This is a genomic window from Kouleothrix sp. 19917 (genome assembly GCF_057073505.1).
Genome location: NZ_CP097099.1, coordinates 5,359,433 through 5,379,684, shown reverse-complemented (window position 1 = coordinate 5,379,684; position 20,252 = coordinate 5,359,433). Strand labels below are relative to the sequence as shown.

At 65.5% G+C, this 20,252-nt stretch carries 10 protein-coding genes; 8 read left to right on the top strand and 2 right to left on the bottom strand.

Translation table 11 applies throughout. From position 1 onward, the window contains the following. Positions 1-230: 230 nt before the first annotated feature. From M1P90_RS21730 to M1P90_RS21705, 6 genes are all read left to right on the top strand, one after another. Complete coding sequence (locus M1P90_RS21730) at positions 231-1,271, top strand: ABC transporter ATP-binding protein (protein WP_483697473.1); 1,041 nt, start codon at positions 231-233, stop codon at positions 1,269-1,271. Between the two features lie 95 nt (positions 1,272-1,366). Then, positions 1,367-4,504, top strand: coding sequence for a hypothetical protein (locus M1P90_RS21725; protein WP_483697471.1), 3,138 nt, complete (start codon positions 1,367-1,369; stop codon positions 4,502-4,504). A 288-nt stretch (positions 4,505-4,792) separates the two neighbouring features. After that, positions 4,793-7,288, top strand: coding sequence for an alpha-L-rhamnosidase-related protein (locus M1P90_RS21720; RefSeq protein WP_483697470.1), 2,496 nt, complete (start codon positions 4,793-4,795; stop codon positions 7,286-7,288). Between the two features lie 229 nt (positions 7,289-7,517). Beyond that, on the top strand, positions 7,518-10,115 hold the full coding sequence (locus M1P90_RS21715) for a glycosylhydrolase-like jelly roll fold domain-containing protein (RefSeq protein WP_483697468.1): 2,598 nt from the start codon (positions 7,518-7,520) through the stop codon (positions 10,113-10,115). A 171-nt stretch (positions 10,116-10,286) separates the two neighbouring features. Further along, complete coding sequence (locus M1P90_RS21710; protein WP_483697466.1) at positions 10,287-11,099, top strand: alpha/beta fold hydrolase; 813 nt, start codon at positions 10,287-10,289, stop codon at positions 11,097-11,099. 236 nt (positions 11,100-11,335) lie between these two features. After that, positions 11,336-14,020 (top strand): family 78 glycoside hydrolase catalytic domain, encoded by a 2,685-nt coding sequence (locus tag M1P90_RS21705; protein WP_483697465.1) that lies wholly within the window; start codon positions 11,336-11,338, stop codon positions 14,018-14,020. Between the two features lie 73 nt (positions 14,021-14,093). Here M1P90_RS21705 and M1P90_RS21700 read toward each other — a convergent pair whose 3' ends face one another. Both M1P90_RS21700 and M1P90_RS21695 read right to left on the bottom strand, forming a co-directional pair. Then, entirely contained in the window at positions 14,094-16,172 is a 2,079-nt protein-coding gene (locus M1P90_RS21700; protein ID WP_483697464.1) for a TOMM precursor leader peptide-binding protein, read from the bottom strand. 19 nt (positions 16,173-16,191) lie between these two features. Continuing rightward, a complete protein-coding gene (locus tag M1P90_RS21695; protein WP_483697462.1) occupies positions 16,192-16,836 on the bottom strand; it encodes a hypothetical protein in 645 nt (214 codons plus the stop codon). A 256-nt stretch (positions 16,837-17,092) separates the two neighbouring features. Between M1P90_RS21695 and M1P90_RS21690 the strand changes: the two genes are divergently transcribed. Both M1P90_RS21690 and M1P90_RS21685 read left to right on the top strand, forming a co-directional pair. Beyond that, positions 17,093-18,778: a hypothetical protein gene (locus M1P90_RS21690; RefSeq protein WP_483697461.1), complete on the top strand. Its 1,686-nt coding sequence runs from the start codon at positions 17,093-17,095 to the stop codon at positions 18,776-18,778. 12 nt (positions 18,779-18,790) lie between these two features. Next, positions 18,791-19,882 carry a ferritin-like domain-containing protein gene (locus tag M1P90_RS21685; RefSeq protein WP_483697460.1) on the top strand — a complete coding sequence of 364 codons (1,092 nt, stop codon included), beginning with the start codon at positions 18,791-18,793 and terminating at the stop codon, positions 19,880-19,882. Positions 19,883-20,252 lie beyond the last annotated feature (370 nt).

The following is a 20,252-nucleotide window of genomic DNA, read 5'->3' as shown; positions in this document are numbered from 1 at the left end:
GGAGACACGGAGATGGGGAGACACGGAGGCAGGGCGAAAGGGTGAAAAGGTGCAGTCTGCAGTAGGCAATTGGCAGTTGTGCAGCGTTTTCCTGATCGTGGGTTCTTTGTTCTCAGCGTTCGTGTCTCGGTTCTGTTGCTGGCGTTCGGGTCGCAAAGCCTAGCTTACTGCCTACTGCCTACTGCCTACTGGTTGGCTCTCGGTTCTCGGTTCTACGATAAGGCAATTCTATGGAAAACACTCCCGGCGACACACTCCTCCAAATCGACAACCTGAGCCGCATTTTTCACATCCGGCGCGGGCTTGCGACCACGAATTTCGTCGCAGTCGATAGCGTCAATATGTCGCTTCAGGCGGCGAAGCCCGAGATTCTGGCGGTGGCGGGCGAAAGCGGCAGCGGCAAATCCACGCTCGCCCGCATGATGCTGGGCCTGACTGCGCCGTCGTCGGGCACGCTCCTGTTCAAGAACCGCGACGTCTCGCGCCTGTCGGCCCGCGAGCGGCGGAACTGGTTCATGAAGGAAGTGCAGCCGATCTTTCAGGACCCGTTTGCAGCATTCAGCCCGCTGAAAAAGGTCGAAAGTTACCTGTACGACACGGCCTTCAACTTCGGCACCGCCACGCGCGCCACGGTCGATCAGCACGTCGATCACGCCTTGCAGGTGGTTGGGCTGTCGTTGCGCGAAATCAAGGGTCGCTACCCGAACGAGCTTTCCGGCGGGCAGATGCAGCGCACCGCAATCGCCCGCGCGCTGATCACCAACCCGGCGCTGCTCGTCGCCGACGAGCCGGTTTCGATGCTCGACGCCTCGCTGCGCATGTCGATCGTGAACGCCTTCCGCAACCTGAAAGAGCAGGAAGGCGTCAGCGTGATCTACATCACGCACGACCTCGCCACGGCCTACTATGCTGCCGACCGCATCGCCGTCATGTTGCGCGGCTGGGTGGTCGAGCTTGGCACGGTCGACGAGGTGCTTGGTCGCCCGGCGCACCCGTACACGCAAATCCTGAAAAGCTCCATCCCCGAGCCCGACCCAACGCTAAAGTGGAAAGACTCAATCGCTCTGGCGCGACCCGAAACCGAAGAATACATGCGCGAGGGCTGCAAGTTCGCCGGGCGCTGCCCGCAGGTGATGGACGTGTGCAAAACCGTGGTGCCGCGCGACGTGCAGGCCGAGGGGCGCATGGTCAAGTGCCACCTCTACGACCCGCAGTACGCCGGTTCGCCACGCGCCGCCGATGCCATCCCGCTTCAGCCGGTGAGCAGTTAGGAAAGAACCACCAAGACACCAAGGCACCAAGTTTTGCAAATATTTCTTGGTGTCTTGGTGTCTTGGTGGTAAACGTATCTTTCTGGTGGTGAGCGATGATACTGTATCCCAAGAATGCCACGCCCGCGCTGGATATGGGCTTGTTCCAGAACCCAAGCGCCGAGTATCGCGGGACGCCGTTCTGGTCGTGGAACTGCAAGCTCGAACGCAGCGACCTGATGCGCCAGATTGCCATGCTCAAGCAGATGGGCATGGGCGGCTTCCATATGCACTCGCGCACGGGCCTCGCCACGCCATACATGGGCGAAGAATACCTGGCGCTGGTGCGTGAATGCGTGGAAGAAGCGCGCCGCACGGATATGCTGGCGTGGCTGTACGACGAAGACCGCTGGCCGTCCGGCTTTGGCGGCGGCATGGTCACCAGCGACCCCGATTTTCGCGCGCGGCATCTGCTGTTCACCTGCGTGCCCTACGGTGAGCCAGCGCCGCCCGCCGCGCCCGGCCCGAACACCCGCGCCGCCGCCGCGACTCGCGCGGGCAATGGCACGCTGCTGGCGCGCTTCCACATCACCCTGCGCGACGGGTGCCTGGCGGGGTCGCGCCGCCTCGACCCCGACGAGCCAAACCCCGATGGTGGCGCGGTCTGGTACGCCTACCTCGAAAGCTCACTGCCAACGCCCTGGTTCAACAACCAGAGCTACGTCGACACGCTGAACGCCGCCGCGACCCGCCGCTTCATCGAGATCACGCACGAGCCGTACGCGGCGGCGGTCGGCGCGGACTTCGGCGGCGTCGTTCCCGCGATCTTCACCGACGAGCCCCAATACCCGCGCAAACACAGCCTGCGCCACGCCGCCGACCGCAGCGAGGTCGTGATCCCGTGGACGCCCGACTTCTTCGAAACCTACCGCACCGCCTATGGCGAAGCGCTGGAAGATCGCCTGCCGGAGCTGTTCTGGGAACTGCCCGATGGCGCAGCGTCTGCCGCGCGCTATCGCTACCACGATCACCTGACCGAACGCTTTGCAAAGGCCTACGCGGGCGTGCTTGGCGAATGGTGTGAGGCGCACGGCATTCTGCTGACCGGCCACATGATGGAAGAGCCGACGCTCGAATCGCAGACCAGCACGATTGGCGAGGCGATGCGCTCGCTGTGGCATTTCGGTCTGCCCGGCATCGACATGCTGTGCGACCGGATGGAATACACCACCGCCAAGCAGGCGCAGAGCGTGGCGCACCAGGGTGCGCGGCCAGGCGTGCTGAGCGAACTCTACGGCGTGACGAACTGGGATTACGATTTCGTCGGCCACCGCGCGCAGGGCGACTGGCAGGCCGCGCTTGGCGTGACGGTACGCGTGCACCACCTGACCTGGCTCTCGATGGGTGGTGACGCCAAGCGCGACTACCCCGCCTCGATTGGCGACCATTCGCCGTGGTGGCAGGAATATGCCCAGCTCGAAGATCACTTCTCGCGCCTGAACACCGTGCTGACGCGCGGCACTCCGCGCGTGCGCGTCGGCGTGATTCACCCGATTGAGTCCTACTGGCTGGCCTGTGGTCCGCAAGAGCAAACCGGCATTGAGCGCGCCGAGCGCGAGCGCAACTTCGCCGACGTAACGCGCTGGCTGCTCCACGGCCTGATCGATTTCGACTACATTGCCGAGTCGTTGCTGGAAGAGCAACAGACCCTCACCCCCCAGCCCCCTCTCCCATCGCGATGGGAGAGGGGGTCGGGGGGTGAGGGCTTCCACGTCGGTGCGATGCGCTACGACGCGGTTGTCGTGCCGGGATTGCGCACAATCCGTGCGAGCACACTCGACCGCCTGGAGCGCTTTGTCGACGCGGGTGGCACGGTGATTTTCGCGGGCGAGGTGCCGACATTGGTCGATGCCGTGCCGTCCGACCGCGCCGCGAAGCTGGCCGCCCGCGCCACACAGGTTGCCTTTTCGGAAGGGCGATTGCTGGCCGCACTTGCGCCGTTCCGCGAAATTGGCGCGCGCTTGTCGAATGGCCGCCCGGCCGACTCGCTGCTACACCAGATTCGCGACGACGGCGAGCGGCGTTTCATCTTCTTCTGCAACACCGACCGACTCGACCCGCGCCCGGCCACCGAGATCAGCGTGCGCGGCGAGTGGCGCGCCACCGTACTCGACACATTTTCCGGCACAAGCACGCCCATTCCCGTCGAGCAGCGCGACGGCGCAACCGTGATCGCGTGGGACTTTGCGCCGCACGACACGCTGCTGCTGCAACTCGATCCCGGCCCTCCTACCGAGGTTGCGCCGCTGCCGCGCACGAAGTGGCGCACGGTCGCCGAACTGCGCGATCCCGTCCCGGTCACGCTCTCCGAGCCGAACGTGCTGCTGCTCGACCAGGCCGAGTATCGCCTGAACGACGGCGAGTGGCGCGCTGCCGACGAGATTCTGCGACTCGACCAGAGCCTGCGCGCCGAGCTTGGCTGGCCCGCCCGCACTGGCCGCGCCGCGCAGCCGTGGGTCACTGCCGCCGCGCCCGCGCCGACCGACACGCTGCACTTGCGCTTTACGCTCCATGTCGACGTGGCGGTGGACGCGCCGCTGCTGGCGCTGGAAGACGCCGAAACGGCGCAGATTAGCCTCGACGGGCAGCCTGTCGCGAATGAGATTGGCGGCTGGTTTGTGGACCGCGCAATCAAAACTGTGGCGCTGCCCAAACTTGCGGTCGGCACGCACGCGCTGGTCGTTTCGCTGCCGTTTGGGCAAACGACGACGCCGGAATGGTGCTACCTGCTGGGCGATTTTGGCGTGGTGCTGCAAGGCCGTCGTGCCCGTATCACCGCGCCGGTGCGCGAGCTGGCCTGGGGCGATTGCGTACCGCAGGGTTTGCCGTTCTACGCCGGCAACGTCACGTACCACTGCCAGATCGACGGCACCGGCACGCGCCTCGCGCTCCACGCGCCGCACTTCCGAGCGCCGCTGCTGGCAGTTGCGCTGGATGGCGAACGGGTCGGTCCGGTCGCGTGGGCGCCGTTCGAGATCGAGCTTGGCGCGCTTTCGGAAGGCCAGCATGCGCTCGACATCACCGCCTACGGTAACCGTGCCAACGCCTTTGGCTGTGTGCATAACGCCAACGCGCGCGAGTTCTGGTTTGGCCCGGCGGCGTGGCGCACCACCGGCGACCTGTGGAGCTACGAATACCAGCTCAAGCCGATGGGCGTGCTGACCGCGCCGCACGTGCTTGCGGCTGAGGAGTAGGAACGCAAATTTTACCACCAAGACACCAAGGCACGAAGGTTTTTTTGGAACCGCAGAGCCGAGACACGAGACACGAGACACCAGAACCGCAGAACCACAGAACCACGTCCTGGACCCATAGGGTGCCCCGGCCGAAGGCCGTATCGAAGGGCGGGCACCAAGAGCTTTTGGTTCAATCGCTTACTAATCTTTGCGCGCTTTGCGTTCTTTGCGGTTCACAATCCAGAAATGTAGCATAGTGGCGCTCTTTGCGCCCTTTGCAGTTCATAAACCCAGGAGCGTCGCACGATGACGAGCCAGGTTACTCCAAACGATTTTTCCGAGATTCGCTGGCGCGGCCACTGGATGTGGGTGCCGGAAGAACCAATCGCGCCAAGTGGTTTTCTGGACGCCGGGATCGACCCGAACGCGCCCGAAGCGCACGGTTTGTTCCGCAAGAAAATTGCGCTCGACGCGGTGCCGGCGCGTGTTCCCGCACGCATCACCGCCGACTCGCGCTACGCGCTGTTTGCGAACGGACAGGAAGTGTCGCGCGGGCCGATTCGCAGCCAGCCGCGCCGCATGCACTACGACCTGTTCGACCTCGCGCCGTTCCTTCGGCCCGGCGAGAATGTGCTGGCTATCTACGTGAAATATTACGGCACACCCAAATCGTTCTGGATGCCTGCCGCGCCCAACATGACCCTGGGCAAAAGCGGCGTGGTTGTGTTCGAGGCCAACCTGGGCGCGGCGGGCTGGTTGGTCAGCGACGCGAACTGGAAAGCGCGCAAGGCCGATGCGTGGTCGAGCGTGGGCGATCTCGACAGCGCCGACCCAGCTGCGGGCGGCGTGCCGATCGAGATTTTCGACGCCCGGCGCTTCCCGTACGATTGGCAGAGCGCCACGTTCGACGACAGTGAATGGGGCCAGGCGCAGCTCGTTCCAGCCATTCACATCGGCGGCTTTGCGCGCACCCAGCCACCCACCGACCCCTATGGCCCGCTCCATCCGCGCCCGATTGCGCAGCTTGGCGGCGAGCGCCTCGTTCCCGCCCGCGCCGAGGTCGTGGTGCTGAGCGGCGAACTCGACACCGCGACCAGCAGCCCGATCAAACGCGCCGAATCGACGCTCGATATGGCGACCATTAGCGCGAAACCAGCAACATTGCCTGTTTCGGTCGAGATCGAACGCGGTGCATTAACACGACTGTGCCTGGACATGGGCCGGATTGTGTCGGGCATGGTCGAGTTCGAGATCGACGCGCCTGCCGGGACTGTACTCGATTTTTCCTATACCGAAGAGCCGCTGAAGCGCGTGCACGGCTTTGGCGGCAATCACGCTGGCACGCGCTACATCGCGCGCGGCGCGCACGACCGCTTCGCCCTGTACGACTCGAATGGCTTTCGCTACGCCTACATTCTTTTCCACGGCGCAAAAGGCTCGTGCACGCTGAAAGCGTTCGCAGTGCGCGAGCACGTTTATCCCTGGCAGCCTGGATCGAGCTTCGAGTGCAGCGATGCGGAGCTGAACCGGCTGTATGTGGCAGGCGTGCGCACCGTGCAGCTCAACGCCCACGACGCCTTTATCGACTGCCCGACCCGCGAGCAGCGCGCCTGGGTTGGCGACGGCGTTGTGCACCAGATGGTCAGCCTCGCCACGAACACCGACTGGCGGCTGGCGTGGCACTACCTCAACCTCGGCAACTCGCCCCGCTCGGACGGCATGCTCCCGATGAGCGTAGTTGGCGACATCGAGGCGCGTGGCGCGTTCACCATCCCCGACTGGGCGCTGAACTGGGTGCATGGCGTCCACAACGCCTACCGCTTCGGCGGCGACCGCGCCTTCGTCAAGTCGCTGCTGCCGACGGTCGAGCGCGTGCTGCGCTGGTACACGCCCTACCAGGCCAGCGACGGCGTGCTGAAGGACGTGGTCGAATGGAATCTGGTCGACTGGTCGAGCGTGCTGGTGGAAGATCGCAGCTCGATCCTGACCGCGCTGTGGGCGCGTGGCCTGCGCGAGTTTGCCGAAATGGCGGGCTGGCTTGAGGAAAAAAGCAGCCAGCGCTGGGCCGAAGAGCTGTACGAACGCGCCCGCTCCGGCTTCGAGATGTTCTGGGACGAAGCGCGTGGCACCTATGTCGATCACATCGTTGGCGACGAGCAGCGCCCCGAAACGAGCCAGCTTGCCGGTGCGCTGGCGATCTGCTCTGGCTTAGCGCCCGAAGCGCGCTGGAAGCGTATCGTTGACCTCGTCACCGACCCGGCGCGTCTCGTGGTGCGCTCGTGGACGGGCGGCGGCGAGGGCGAATATTCGATCCAGAAGATGCAAAATCAGTTCCGGGGCATCTACGAAACCGACTGGGACGCCAAGCGCGAAGTCGTGATTGCCGAGCCGTTCATGAGCTACACCGTGCACGACGCGGTCGCGCTGGCGGGTCGCGCCGAGCGTTTGCCCGACCTGTACCCGCGCTGGCTGGAGTTCCTGCAAGGTGGCTACGACACCATCGGCGAGTGCTGGGGCTGGGGCACGCACGTCCACGGCTGGAGCTGCACGCCGACTCGCGACATGGTCTTTTACACGCTGGGCGTCACGCCCGCCGAGCCGGGCTACGCCGCTGCGCGCATCGCGCCGCGCCTGGGTCGCCTGGCGTGGGCGCGCGGAAACGTGCCAACGCCGCATGGTCTCGTTTCAGTCGACATCAATCCCGAGCGCATCAGCATCGACTCGCCAATCCCGGTCGTGCTCGATCTGCCCGGGCAAGACTCGCAGCACCTGCCCGCCGGTCAGCACACAATCGAAATATAATCCACAGATTTCGCAGATTACACAGATGAGAAACTAAATCTCTGGAACATAAATATATAATCCACAGATTTCGCAGATTACACAGATGAGAAACTAAATCTGCGAAATCTGTGTAATCTGTGGGTAAACTAAATTTATTGAATCAACTCATAATATAGATCGCGCAAATAAGTAAATCTGCGAAATCTGTGTAATCTGTGGATAAACCTAAAGACCTGTGGAACACACAATGACAAGCCGGCTTGACGACGTTCTGCGCGGGCAGGAAGCGAATTACATTCTGCCCTTCCTGTGGCAGCGCGGCGAAAGCGAAGACGTGATCCGCGCCGAGATCGCGCGCGTGGCCGAATCGGGCATCCGTGCGGTCTGCGTCGAGGCGCGGCCACATCCCGATTTCATTGGCCCGCGCTGGTGGCACGACTTCGACATCATCATGGACGAGGCGCGCGGGCGCGGGATGCGCGTGTGGGTCTTCGACGACGACCACTTCCCGACCGGGCATGCGGCGGGGCGCATGGCGAGCGCGCCGCCCGAGCTTCAGCGCGTGTTTTTGCAGGAACGCCACCTCGACGTGCTTGGCCCGCAGCCCGGCGCGGCGGTGCCAATCGCGCCCTGGCAGAGCCAATCCTGGCGGGCCGGCACAAACACCGCCACGCTGGTTGCCGCCGTCGCCGCCCGCCGCGACGCTGGGAGCGACGCGCTTTTGGGCGACCTGATCGACCTGACCGAACAGGTGCAGGATGGCGTGCTGCGCTGGGATGTGCCGCCCGGCTTCTGGCGCATTTTCCTCCTGTTCGAGTCGCCCGACGGCGGCAGCGAGCATCACAAGGGCTACATCAACTATCTCGTCGCGCCATCCGTGCGTGTGCTTCTCGACACCGTCTACGAGGCGTTTTACGCCCGCTACGCCGCCGATTTCGGCACAACCTTCGCCGGTTTCTTTTCCGACGAGCCGGGCTTCTACAACGATAAGCAGGTGTTCGACTACCACTCCAAACCCGGCAAGCCGGGCGTCGATCTGCCGTGGTGCGCCGAACTGCCCGAGCGGCTGGCCGCCGAGTTCGGCCCCGACTGGCGCGCGCACCTGCCGCTGCTCTGGCATGCCGGCCCGCGCACCGACGCGATGCGCTTCGCGTTTATGCAGGTCGTTTCGCGCCTGTACGCCAACAATTTCACCACCCAGATCGGCGACTGGTGCCGCGCCCACGGCGTCGAGTACATCGGCCACGTGCTGGAAGACAACGGCGTTCATACCCGATTGGGATGCGGCGCGGGCCACTTCTTCCGCTCGCTGTGGGGCCAGGACATGGCTGGCATCGACGTGGTGTTGTGGCAGCTTGTGCCGGGCTTCGACGGCGGGCCGTTTGCGAATGTCGCGGGCGACATCGACGGCGCGTTTTTCCACTACGGCCTGGGCAAGCTGGCTTCGTCGCTGGCGCACATCGACCCGAAGAAGCGCGGGCGCGCCATGTGCGAGGTGTTTGGCGCGTACGGCTGGCGCGAGGGCCTGAAGCTGATGAAGTGGATGACCGACCACCTGCTGGTGCGCGGCGTCAACCATTTCGTGCCGCACGCCTTCTCGCAGGCCGATTTTCCCGACGGCGACTGCCCGCCGCACATGTACGCGCATGGTCACAACCCGCAATACCGCTTTTACCGCGCCCTGAACGACTATACCAACCGCATCAGCCACCTGCTGTCGGGCGGGCGGCACATCGCCCCGGCCGCCGTGCTCTACCACGCCGAAGCCGAGTGGTCGGGCGCGTGGATGCCCTTCCACGAGCCGGTGCGCGTGCTTTTGCAAAATCAAATCGACTGCGACGTGCTGCCCGCCGACGTGCTGCTCGACGGCGCGACCGTGCGCGATGGGCGGCTCGCCATTGCCGACGAAACCTACGGCGGCCTGATCGTACCTGCCAGCGAAGCATTGCCTCGTGCGCTTTTGGAACGCCTGCTTGCGTTGGAAAAAGAAGGCTTGTGGCTCGTGTTCGTCGATCAGCTCCCCGAGCGCACGAGCGAAGGAAACCCCGCTGCTGAAACTCTGGCATTGTTGCGGGAAGCCGCGCAAATCGTCCCGCTGGCTGGGCTTGCCGGCGCGCTGCGCGAGCATGGCTGCTTCGAGATCGCGGTTGCGGGCGCGCAGCCGTATTTGCGCTACTACCACGCGCAGCACGCCGGCCTCGACGTGTGGATGTTCTTCAACGAGCACCCGCACGACGCGCTCGACACGTCTGTTTCGCTGCCGCTGACGGGCCGCGCGCTGCGCTACGATCCGTTCGCCAATCGGCTCGCCGCCGCGAAAACCACACCGGATGGCATCCTGCTGCGCCTCAGCCCCTACGAGTCGTGCATTCTCGTCGTCGGCGCGGGCGACCTGCCCGCCGACGATGCGCCGCCCGAACTGGCGCGGACGCAGCCAATCGACGGGCCGTGGACGCTCGCAGCCGCCGAGCCGCTCAGCTACCCCGACTTCACGCAGCAGCTGCCGCTCGCCGCCCTGCGCGACATGGGCGCGGCCGACGCGCTGCCCGATTTCTCCGGCACCTTCTGCTACGAAACGGCGGTTGTCTGGCATCATAGTGGCCCGGCCGCGCTCGACCTCGGGGAAGTCTACGAAACCGCCGAGGTCTGGGTGAATGGCGAGCATGCTGGTGTGCGGATCGCGCCGCCGTACCGCTTCGACATTGGTGACCTGCTGCGGCCCGGCCCAAACGCCCTGCGCGTCGAGGTCACCACCACGCTGGCGCGCGCGCAGCCGGATTTCTTTTCGCGCTACAGCCCGCAGGAGCCGAGCGGGCTGCTGGGGCCAGTGATTATTCGCTTTTAGTCGGTTTGCAGCAACGCTGAGGGTTTCATCGTGCATTATCACATACCTAGGTACGTTAACCACCAAGACACCAAGAAGGCATTCTAAAGCCTTGGTGTCTTGGTGCCTTGGTGGTAAAACATAAACGCATTTCAGCTATATCGCAATTGCTGATTGGAAGAAGGAACACCCATGTCATCCTGGCAATCGGATTTTGTGGAGGTCGGCGGGCTGCGTCTGCACTACACGCGCACGGGCGGCGCGCAGCCGCCGCTGGTGCTGGCACACGGCTTTTCCGACCACGGACTGTGCTGGTCGCCCATCGCCCGCGCGCTCGAAGCCGACTACGATGTGATCATGGTCGATGCGCGCGGCCACGGTCGCTCGGACGACCCCGAGCAGGAGTATGGCTCGGTTGCGATGGCGCGCGACCTTGCGGGCGTGATCGCCGCGCTCGGCCTGGAAAAGCCCGCGATCCTTGGCCACTCCATGGGCGCAGCAACCACCATCGCTCTCGCGTCCATGTTCCCCAATGTGCCGGGCAAAATCCTGCTGGAAGACCCGCCGGCGTGGTGGATGCCCCCGCCCGCCGACCAGACCGTCGGGAAAGAATGGCTGGCCCGCACGCACCGCTGGATCGTCGAGGTCAAGCGCCGCTCGCCCGAAGAAATGATCGCCGCCGAGCGGCTCAACAACCCCGGCTGGAGCGACGAAGAGCTGGAGCCGTGGGCCGATTCGAAGATGCGCCTGAGCTTCAACGTGCTCAATCGCAGCGACGACGAGCCCTTCGATTGGACTTTGCTGGCGCAGATTTCCTGCCCCACGCTCCTGATCACCGCCGACCACTCACGCGGCGCGATTGTCACGCCCGAGGGCGCGGAGCAATTCAAGGCGCATGTGCCGCAGGCGCAGCTCGCGAACATTGCCGACGCGGGGCACAGCATTCGCCGCGACCAGCTTGGCGCGTATCTGGACGTGGTGCGGGCGTTTCTGAACGACAACTGACGACTTCGTCCTGAGTAGGCCGAAGGCCGTATCGAAGGGCGACGACCAAAGAACGGAGAACTATATGAGGGTTTTGGGTCTGGGGTTTTGGGATTGGGACAACAACCTGCAACCTTCAAACCTTCAAACCTTCAAAGAACCGCAGAACCATAGAACCAGGTACATAACGTTCCAACGTTCAACTTTCTAACCTTCAACCCGGTGAAAAAACAAGCATCTAGCATAAGGAAGGGATCATGTCTGACAGTCTGGAAATCACCCAGCCGCGCTGCGAATATCGCGACAACCCGCTGGGCATCGACGTGGCACAGCCGCGCCTGAGCTGGCAGCTTGTGAGCGAGCGGCGCGGCGCGCGTCAGGTCGCCTACCGCATCGCCGCCGCCGCGAGCGAGGGCGCGCTGAGCGATGATGCTGGCTTACTGTGGGATAGCGGCAAAGTCGAGTCGGACGATTCGGTGCAGGTGCCCTACACCGGCCCGGCGCTCGCGAGCGGGCAGCGCGTGTACTGGCAGGTCACGGTGTGGGACGACGCAGGGGGCGAGGCAACGAGCGCGCCCGCGTGGTGGGAAATGGGCCTGCTCGACCGGGGCGAGTGGCAGGGTCAGTGGATCGGCGCGCTTGAGCTGGGCGGGCCGTTCACAACCAGCCCCGCGCCCTACGTCCGCGCCGAGTTCACACTCGAAAAGCCAGTGGCGCAGGCGCGGCTGTATGCCACTGCGCTGGGCTTGTATGAAGCGCACATCAATGGGGAAAAAGTGGGCGACGACGTGCTGACGCCGGGATGGACCGACTACGCCAAGCGTGTGCAGTACCAGGTCTACGACGTGGCTAGCATGCTCAGGCAGGGCGAGAACGCCATCGGCGCGATCCTCGGCGACGGCTGGTACGCTGGCTATGTCGGCTGGCAGGCCCGCCAGCGTTACGGCGACACGCCCAAGTTCCTGGCGCACCTCGCCGTCACCTACGACGACGGCAGCACCGACGTGTTTGCCACTGGCGACAGCTGGAAAACCGCCTACGGGCCGATCACCGCGTCGGACATCCAGATGGGCGAGCACTACGACGCCCGCCGCGAAATGCCCGGCTGGGACACGGCCGGCTTCGACGACGGCAAATGGCACGCGGTCGCGCTGTTCCCCGACCCCGCCATCACCCTCTCGGCAATGGTCGGCCCGACGGTGCGGCGCACAGTTGAACTCAAGCCAACCACCTCGCCGCAAGACGCCAGCCTGTTCAACCACCCGCGCTGGATTTTTGACATGGGCCAGAACATGGTCGGCTGGCTGCGTCTGAAGATCAGCGCGCCCGCCGGCACAACCATCACGCTGCGCCACGCCGAAGTGCTCAACCCCGACGGCACAATTTACACCACTAACCTGCGCCGCGCCCAGCAGACCGACCACTACACCGCCAAGGGCGACGGCGAAGAAATCTGGGAGCCGCGCTTCACCTTCCACGGCTTTCGCTACGTCGAACTTTCGGGCTTTGCAGGCACGCCAACCGAAGAAACGCTCACCGGCATTGTGGTGCATTCCGACATGCCACAGACCATGAGCTTCGAGTGCTCCGATCCGCTCATCAACCAGCTTCAGCACAACATCGAATGGGGCCAGCGCGGCAACTTCGTGGATGTGCCGACCGACTGCCCGCAGCGCGACGAGCGCCTGGGCTGGACGGGCGACGCGCAGGTGTTTGTGCGCACCGCCGCCTACAATTTCGACGTGTCGGGCTTCTTCACGAAGTGGACGCGCGACCTCGAAGATTCGCAGACGGACAAGGGCGAATTCCCGATGGTATCGCCCAATCCTGGCGTGGCGGGCGTGGATGGCGGGCCGGCCTGGGCCGACGCGGGCGTGATCTGCCCGTGGACGATCTACCAGTGCTATGGCGACAAGCAGATTCTGATCGACCGCTACGCCTCGATGTGCCGCTATGTCGATTTCCTGAACGCCACCAGCCGCGACGGCGAGCGCAACTACGTCGGCTACGACGGCTGGCAGGGCTTTGGCGACTGGCTGGCGCTCGACGGCTCGACCGACCGCTTTGGCATTACGCCCAAGGGTCTAATCGGCACAGCATTCTTCAGCTACAGCTCGCGCCTGCTGAGCCGCATCGCGACGATTCTGGGGCGCGACGAAGATGCCGCCCGCTACGCTGGTTACGCCGACACCGCGCGCGACGCCTTCCAGCGCGTGTATGTCACACCGGGCGGGTTGGTTGCTGGCGGCACACAGGCGTGCTATGTGCTGGGGCTGTATTTCGACCTGCTGCCCGAAGCAGCGCGCCCCGCCGCGCTCGACGCGCTGGTGCGCGACATCAAAATGCGCGGCGACCGCCTGAGCACCGGTTTTGTCGCCACACCCTACATCAGCCGCGTGCTCAGCGACAACGGCAAAACCGATGTGGCCTACGCGCTGCTGAAGCAGAAATCGTGGCCTTCGTGGCTCTACTCGGTCACGCAGGGCGCGACCACGATCTGGGAGCGCTGGGATGGCTGGACGCACGACCGTGGCTTTCAGGACGCCTCGATGAACTCGTTCAACCACTACGCCTATGGCGCAATTGGCGCGTGGATGTACGCCGTGGTTGCGGGCATCGACGTGGACAACGAGCAACCAGGCTACAAGCACATCATCATGCGGCCGCAGCCGGGCGGCGATTTCTCGCATGTCGCGGCGGAGCTGAAAGGGCCGTACGGCACGATTCGCAGCGCGTGGAAGCAGAACGGCGGCTTCGAGTGGAACATCACCGTGCCGGCGAACTCCAGCGCGCTGGTTGCGGTTCCCGCTGCCCCGGGTGTCGAAGTACGCGAGGGCGATGGCCCCGCCGATCAGGCCGAGGGCGTGCGCTTCCTGCGGCACGAAAATGGCGCGGCAGTGTATGAAGTTGGCGCGGGGAATTATACGTTTACGGTAGCGTAGCTCGTTTCGGGCACGCTCTGAAAGAGCCGACCCGAGGGTCGGCTCTTTCCTTTTGGGTAGCCATGCTTCCTGCCTACGCAAACGGGTGGGGAAACAGGTTAAGGCCCGCGCTGGTTAGTCCCAGCCGTTTTGGCAGCTCGAACAGGCGCGTGCCACCCAGGCGCGTGCCGCCCCAGCCAAAATCGATCGGCTGGAAGCCGGGAATAATCGCGCGCGCCGTGTAGATGCCAAGCGCCGCCAGGTCGGGCGGGGACAGGTTGTGGAACAGCAGCTCGTCGCCGCTGGCGCGCAGGTGCGCCACCAGCGCCGCCAGCTCGTCGGCGGGCGCGGGCGGCCAGGCATATGGCGTGAGTGGCCGCGCCAGCAGGAAATCGAGCGCGCCCAGCGCCTCGCGCCGCGCATACAGCAGCGCATGATCTTCCAGCGTTGCGACAAGCTGCGGCGTGCGGGCCAGCGCGGCGGCACGCGCCTGCATCCCTGGCATTCGCAAAACCTGCTGCAGCGAAACCCGCACCTGCGCTGCTTCCAGCACGGCTTTGCGCGCCGCCTCGGCCGCGTGCAGGCTTGCGCCCAGCCCCACGGCGGCGGCTGGCTCGTTGGGGCTTTCGCTCAGGCCAAGCGCAAGAAAAACGTGGCAGGGATGGTCAGTTGGCAGGCGGAACAAGAATGTATTGACGCCGCGCCGCTTTTCTGCGGCACAGAAGGCCGCCACTTGCGCGTCGGGGTGGCTCTGCGGGTCGGTTCGCTGGCAGGGCAGCCGGTGCAGCCACATCGCCATGAAGGCGTCGCGCTCCAGCACCTCGCAGGCCGCGCCAAGCACCGCTGCCGCCAGCGTTGGGCCAGCTGCCAGCCCGTTCGAGGTGTTTGGGAACAGGTTTTCCTCGGGCGCGCGTGGCTGGTAGGGCAGAAAGGTTGCCAGCGCCGGCACGAACAGCTCGCCGCCACCGGCCAATGCGCGCCAGCGCGCCCAGCCCAGCACGTTTGCGCCAGTGTAGGGCGCGAAAGGCAGGTGGGCGTACTGCTCGGGCGCGAACAGCACCAGCGCGCGTGGATCGAGTGCGGGGCCGGGCAGGTCGGCGGCGCGGGCGTAGCGAATCTGGCGCGCATCCCAGCTGCTGGCCGAGTAGCGCTCGGCGGCTTCGCCCAGGGCGCTGCGCAGGGCTTCTTCGGGCGCGAACCCTTTGCCGCCGCACAGGTGCTGGCCGGGCGGCACAAAGCTCGCGAAGCGGTGGTTCGCAAGCTCGGCGCTGGCGAGCGCGGGCTGCGCGGGCGAAGTGAGCTGGAGGCTGTGGATCACGCCGGTCAGTGGGCTGACCAGCTGCGGCGCTAGGTTGAGCAGATCGGGCGCTGGCCCGGCGGGTGCGCCCAGTTCGGCCAGCGTGGGCAGGTGCCGCGTGGGCGTGCTGCCGCAGACCGGGCAGGCGGGCATACGGAGCACGGCGTGGCGGCTGCTCTGCCCATTGGCATCAATCGCCAGCAGCGCGCCGGCCAGCCCTGGCTTCTCGCGACCGAGCAGGAAATTCAGCGCCTGGAGCGCAAGCAGCTGCCCGGCCTGGGCAACCAGCGCCGGGGCGATTGCGCGGCGGTGCAGCGCCGGAAAGTGCTGGCGGTCGAGCGCTTCTTCGTGCGCCAGGGCCGCGCTGGCGTCGGGCGCGTTTGCCACGGCGCGCATGCGGTAGCACATGAAGCAGGCGGTCGCGCCCGGCAGCACCAGCGGGCCAAGCAGCGCGCCCATTTCCCCGCACTCGGCATAGAGCACGGGGACGCCCTGCGCGTGGCTGGCGCGATTTGCCCAGTGCTGCGCCGCCGCAAAGCCGCGCTCGAAGGTGCAGATCGCGAGGTCGCAGCCAGCCAGCAGCGCATCGACGGCGGTGCGGTTCAGCTCGGCCGGCCCAGGCTCAAGCGCCACGCCGCTCGGGTCAAGCGCAGCTTGTGCCACGGTCTGGCGCGGATGCCCCACGGCGTGCGGCCCGCCGAACGGCAGCAGCGGCAGGTCGCCCGGCTGGCAGGCAAACGGATCGGCCAAATGAAGCGTGCCCACGCCGCAGCGCGCCAGTTCGGCGGCGGCATGCGCGCCCGGCCCTTCCAGGCCCAGAAACAGCACGCGGCGGGCGCGCAGCTGTGCAACTGCATCGAGTGGGAGCTGTGGCATCGGCCTGTTTCGCTACGCCCTACGAGCCGAGCTTGCCGAAACGCTCGCCAGCCTCATCTTCTGGCGTGGCAGGCGGCGCGTTGCACGGCCAGACCTGGGCGCAGGGCCACACCTGTGCACATGGCCAGACTGCCGTGCAGGGCCAGACCGGCCCCGGCGCAGGGGCGGCCTGCTGTGCTTCTACATGCGGGGACGCTTGCGGCGCGGCACCACACGGCCAGACCTGGGCGCAGGGCCAGACTGGCGCGCATGGCCAGACTGCCGTGCAGGGCCAGACCGGCCCCGGCGCAGGGGCGGCCTGCTGTGCTTCTACATGCGGGGACGCTTGCGGCGCTGCCCCACACGGCCAGACCTGGGCGCAAGGCCAGACTGGCGCGGGCATTGCGAAGCGCCACAGCATATTGCCACACGGCCACACCGGGCCGGGCTGTGCGGGCGGGTGTGGCGCGGCAAAGGCTTGCGCGCACGGCCAGACCTGGCTGGTCGAGCACGGCCAGACTGGCCCGGGCTGCTGCGCGTTTAGCGCCTGATGCACCCGCAGGTAGGTTTGGAAATCTTCGGCGCTGATGGTGGGCGGCTGCTGGGCCGCGCGCAGTTCGGCCAGCTGCGCCTCGAGCTGCTGGATGCGCTGCTCCAGAGCGGCGATGTCGGGCTGCTGTGTCATTCCGATCTCCTTTCAACATCTCCACAAATCCGGCGACGCGAACAGGCGCACGCAGCGCGACGCAAGCGTATCGCGCGCGCGCTGGCAAAGCTGAACAGGCAGCGAGCATTTGGGGTGATGCGAGGGAATTGCTCACTGGTATGGTATACTAGCCACACTCGCATTGTCAAGCCTTTATCGCTTCTCTGGCCGCCCGCCGTTAGGTGTGGCACGGCTGCGCTGCCCTGTTCGCAAGAGCTAGAAAGGTGCTGCGACAATGAGCTACCTTGATCGGCCGCGCCTGCATTTTGCTGGCCGCTTCCAAACCACGGTTTCTACCGTGAACAACACGCCCAAAAACTTCGACACTGCCAACTTCACCCCGAAGCAGCAAGAACATGGCGACGGCCTGGGCGGCTGGAACCCGCGTGGCACCGCGATCTGGCGCATTGTCGATTGCACCGTGCGGCGCGCCTGCTATAGCGACGGCACCGATGCCACCAACGCCGCTGACGACCCGATCATCGGCGCGCGGCTGCTGAATGCCGGCAACCGCGTCGACGCCAAGCTGGTCGATCTCGACCCACAGCAGCAAACCGTCTCCGAGATCTGGGCCTGGCGGCTGCGTCTGGCGCTGCCGGGCGGGCGCGTGGCCTGGGCCGGCGAATACCACGTGGCCGCGTTCACCGACATGTGGAAGCGCTTTGCCGCCGGCCCCGGCGACACCGACTCGGTGCTGAGCGCCTGCTACCAGTCGCTGATCGGCCCGCTCGAATGGGGCGAGGTGGGCGAATCGCGGCTGCTGCGCGAGCTGCGCGATGCCAGCCCCGATCAGCTCGCGATCAAAATCATTGTCGACGGCTATGTCGACGACCGCAAGCAGCCTGATTTCACCTATGGGCGCATTGTTGGCACGATCGGCCCGGCCGCGCCCAACGAGCTGGCCCAGGCGCTGATGGGCCGCATGCTGCGCCCCACCGCAAAGTCGCCGCTTTCCTATGCCTACGCGCGGGCTGATGCCAAACGCGGCCGCCTAACACTCGACATGGGCAACAGCGTGCCAAGCACCAGCGTTGGCGGCCCGCCCGACCCGGCGGTGGGCGCGCTGGCGCTGGCGGTGCCCGCAGCCGAGGCCGGTGAATACGAGCAGCTTGGCACCATCGACTACAGCGAGGCAGCCTACCTGAGCACCGCCGGCGTGCAGGATTTTTCTGCCACTGCCGATCAGCTCGCCAAGCCGCTGGCGATCATTCGCGCGGCGCGGAAAGGCGCCACACCTTTGCTCGCAGAGCATCCCAGCGGGCAGTACGTTCGCGCCGACCAGTTTGTGTTCCGCCTGAACCCGCTGGATGCCGAGCGCCCCGCCCTGGGCGATGCGCCAATTGTGGAGATCATCGCCACGCGCTTTGGCGAAGCAGCCGCCCGCCAGCGCATCGATCTGGCGCTGACCGACGCGCTTGCGCCCGAAGCAGGCGACCCGCCCACCGGCACGCCAGCTGCCGCGCTTGGCTTCCCGCCCTCGGTTGTCACCGACGACGCCGGGCGCGCGCGCTTCACCCTTTCCGCCAGCGACCCGGGCAACCCGCGCGGCTATATCGACGGGCAGGTCTATGCGCTGGGCTACACCTGGCATGGCGCGCCGCCCGACCCGGATGCCAACCCATCCAATTTCATCAGCGTGCGCGTATGGCAGAACCACCCGCATGTGGCCGAGCCAACGTGGTGGAGCGATATTTTCCCGATCTTCAAGCAATACGCCAACCTCTACCCGGTGATGCGCACAATCGTCGATCTGGGCGATTACCAGGCGGTGCTGAAACGCAACGACCTGCTCACGCTGGTGTTTGGCCTGCCCGAGCACGACCCAAATGCCATGCCCACCATGCGCGATCTGTCGCGCAGCAAACGCGACCTGATCCGCCGCTGGCTCGAAAACCCGCTGGAAGGGCAGCGCGAAGGCTAGAAGGAGCACGCCATGCTGGCAGAAGCGCAACTATCGCTTGGGAAACGCCTGGCCCACCATGCCGCGCCCGCCGCAACAATGTCGCGTGAAGAGCTGCACCTGGCGCTGCAGGCCGCGCTGGAGCTGGAGCACGCCACCATTCCGGCTTACACCTACGCGCTTTATTCGCTGCGGCCCGGCGCGAATGACGAGGCGGCGCGAATCATCCAGAGCATTGTGACGGAAGAAATGCTGCATATGGCGCTGGTGTGCAACATCCTGAATGCCGTTGGCGGCACGCCCAGCCTCAGCCATCCTGGCTTCGTGCCCGAATACCCTTGCCAGCTGCCGCTCGGCCCTGCGGGACAGCTGCTGGTGCCGCTGCAGCGCTGTTCGCGCCAACTGATCAGGCGCGTGTTTATGGTGATTGAGCAGCCGCGCGAGCCCGGCCGCGAACACACGCTCGCCGCCTTCTACGAGCGGATCGAGCGCTCGATTGTGGCGCTGGGCGAAACGATCTTCACTGGCGACCCTGCGCGGCAAGTGCGTGGGCCAATTGGCCGCGAAAAGCTCCAACCCGTCACAAGCGTCGCAACCGCCTGCAACGCGCTGAACGAGATCATCGACCAGGGCGAGGGCGCGCGCGCTGGCGACCCGTTCGTCGATCTGCGGCCCGACGAGGGCGGCGACGAGCTGGCGCATTTTTATCGCTTTGCCGAGCTGTACCACGGCCAGCGTCTGGTGATGGAGCATGGGGAAATCGCGTATTCGGGCGCGACCGTGCCGTTCGAGCGGCGGCGCGTCTGGCCGGCGGAGGCGAACCCCAAAGCCGCCGCCATGCCGCCCGGCTCGGCGGCCCGCCTGCGTGCCGATGCCTTCAACCAGGCGTATAGCGACCTGCTGCGCGTGCTGCATGCGGTGTTCAACGGGCATCCCGAATGGCTGAATCGCGCCGTAGGCATGATGTTCGCCGTGCAGTTGCAAGCGCAACAGCTTATGGCCACGCCGCTGCGCGCCCCCGACGGCACGCGCAAGCGCACGCACGCTGGCCCAAGCTTTGAGTACATGCCCGCGCACGCCGAGGATCGCACCCTGGCCGAGCGCGAGGTAGGGGGTGGGGCCTAGCGTTTGGGGTTTTTAGACCAGTTTTCAGGTTCGAACGTTGCAGGTTGCAGGTTGAAAGTTGCAAGTTTGCAGGGTCGAAAGTTACAGGCTGCAGATTGCAAGCCTAATCCCAAAACCCCAGACCCTCAACCCTCGGTCGCAGGTTCGAACGTTGCAGGTTGCAGGTTGAAAGTTGCAAGTTTGCAGGGTCGAAAGTTACAGGTTGCAGATTGCAAGCCTAATCCCAAAACCCCAGACCCTCAACCCTCGGTCGCAGGTTCGAACGTTGCGGGTTCCGTAGTTCTTGGTTCTGCGGTTCTGCGGTTCTGCGGTTCGCAGACCAAATCCCAAAACCCCAGACCCTCAACCCTCGGTCGCAGGTTTGAAGGTT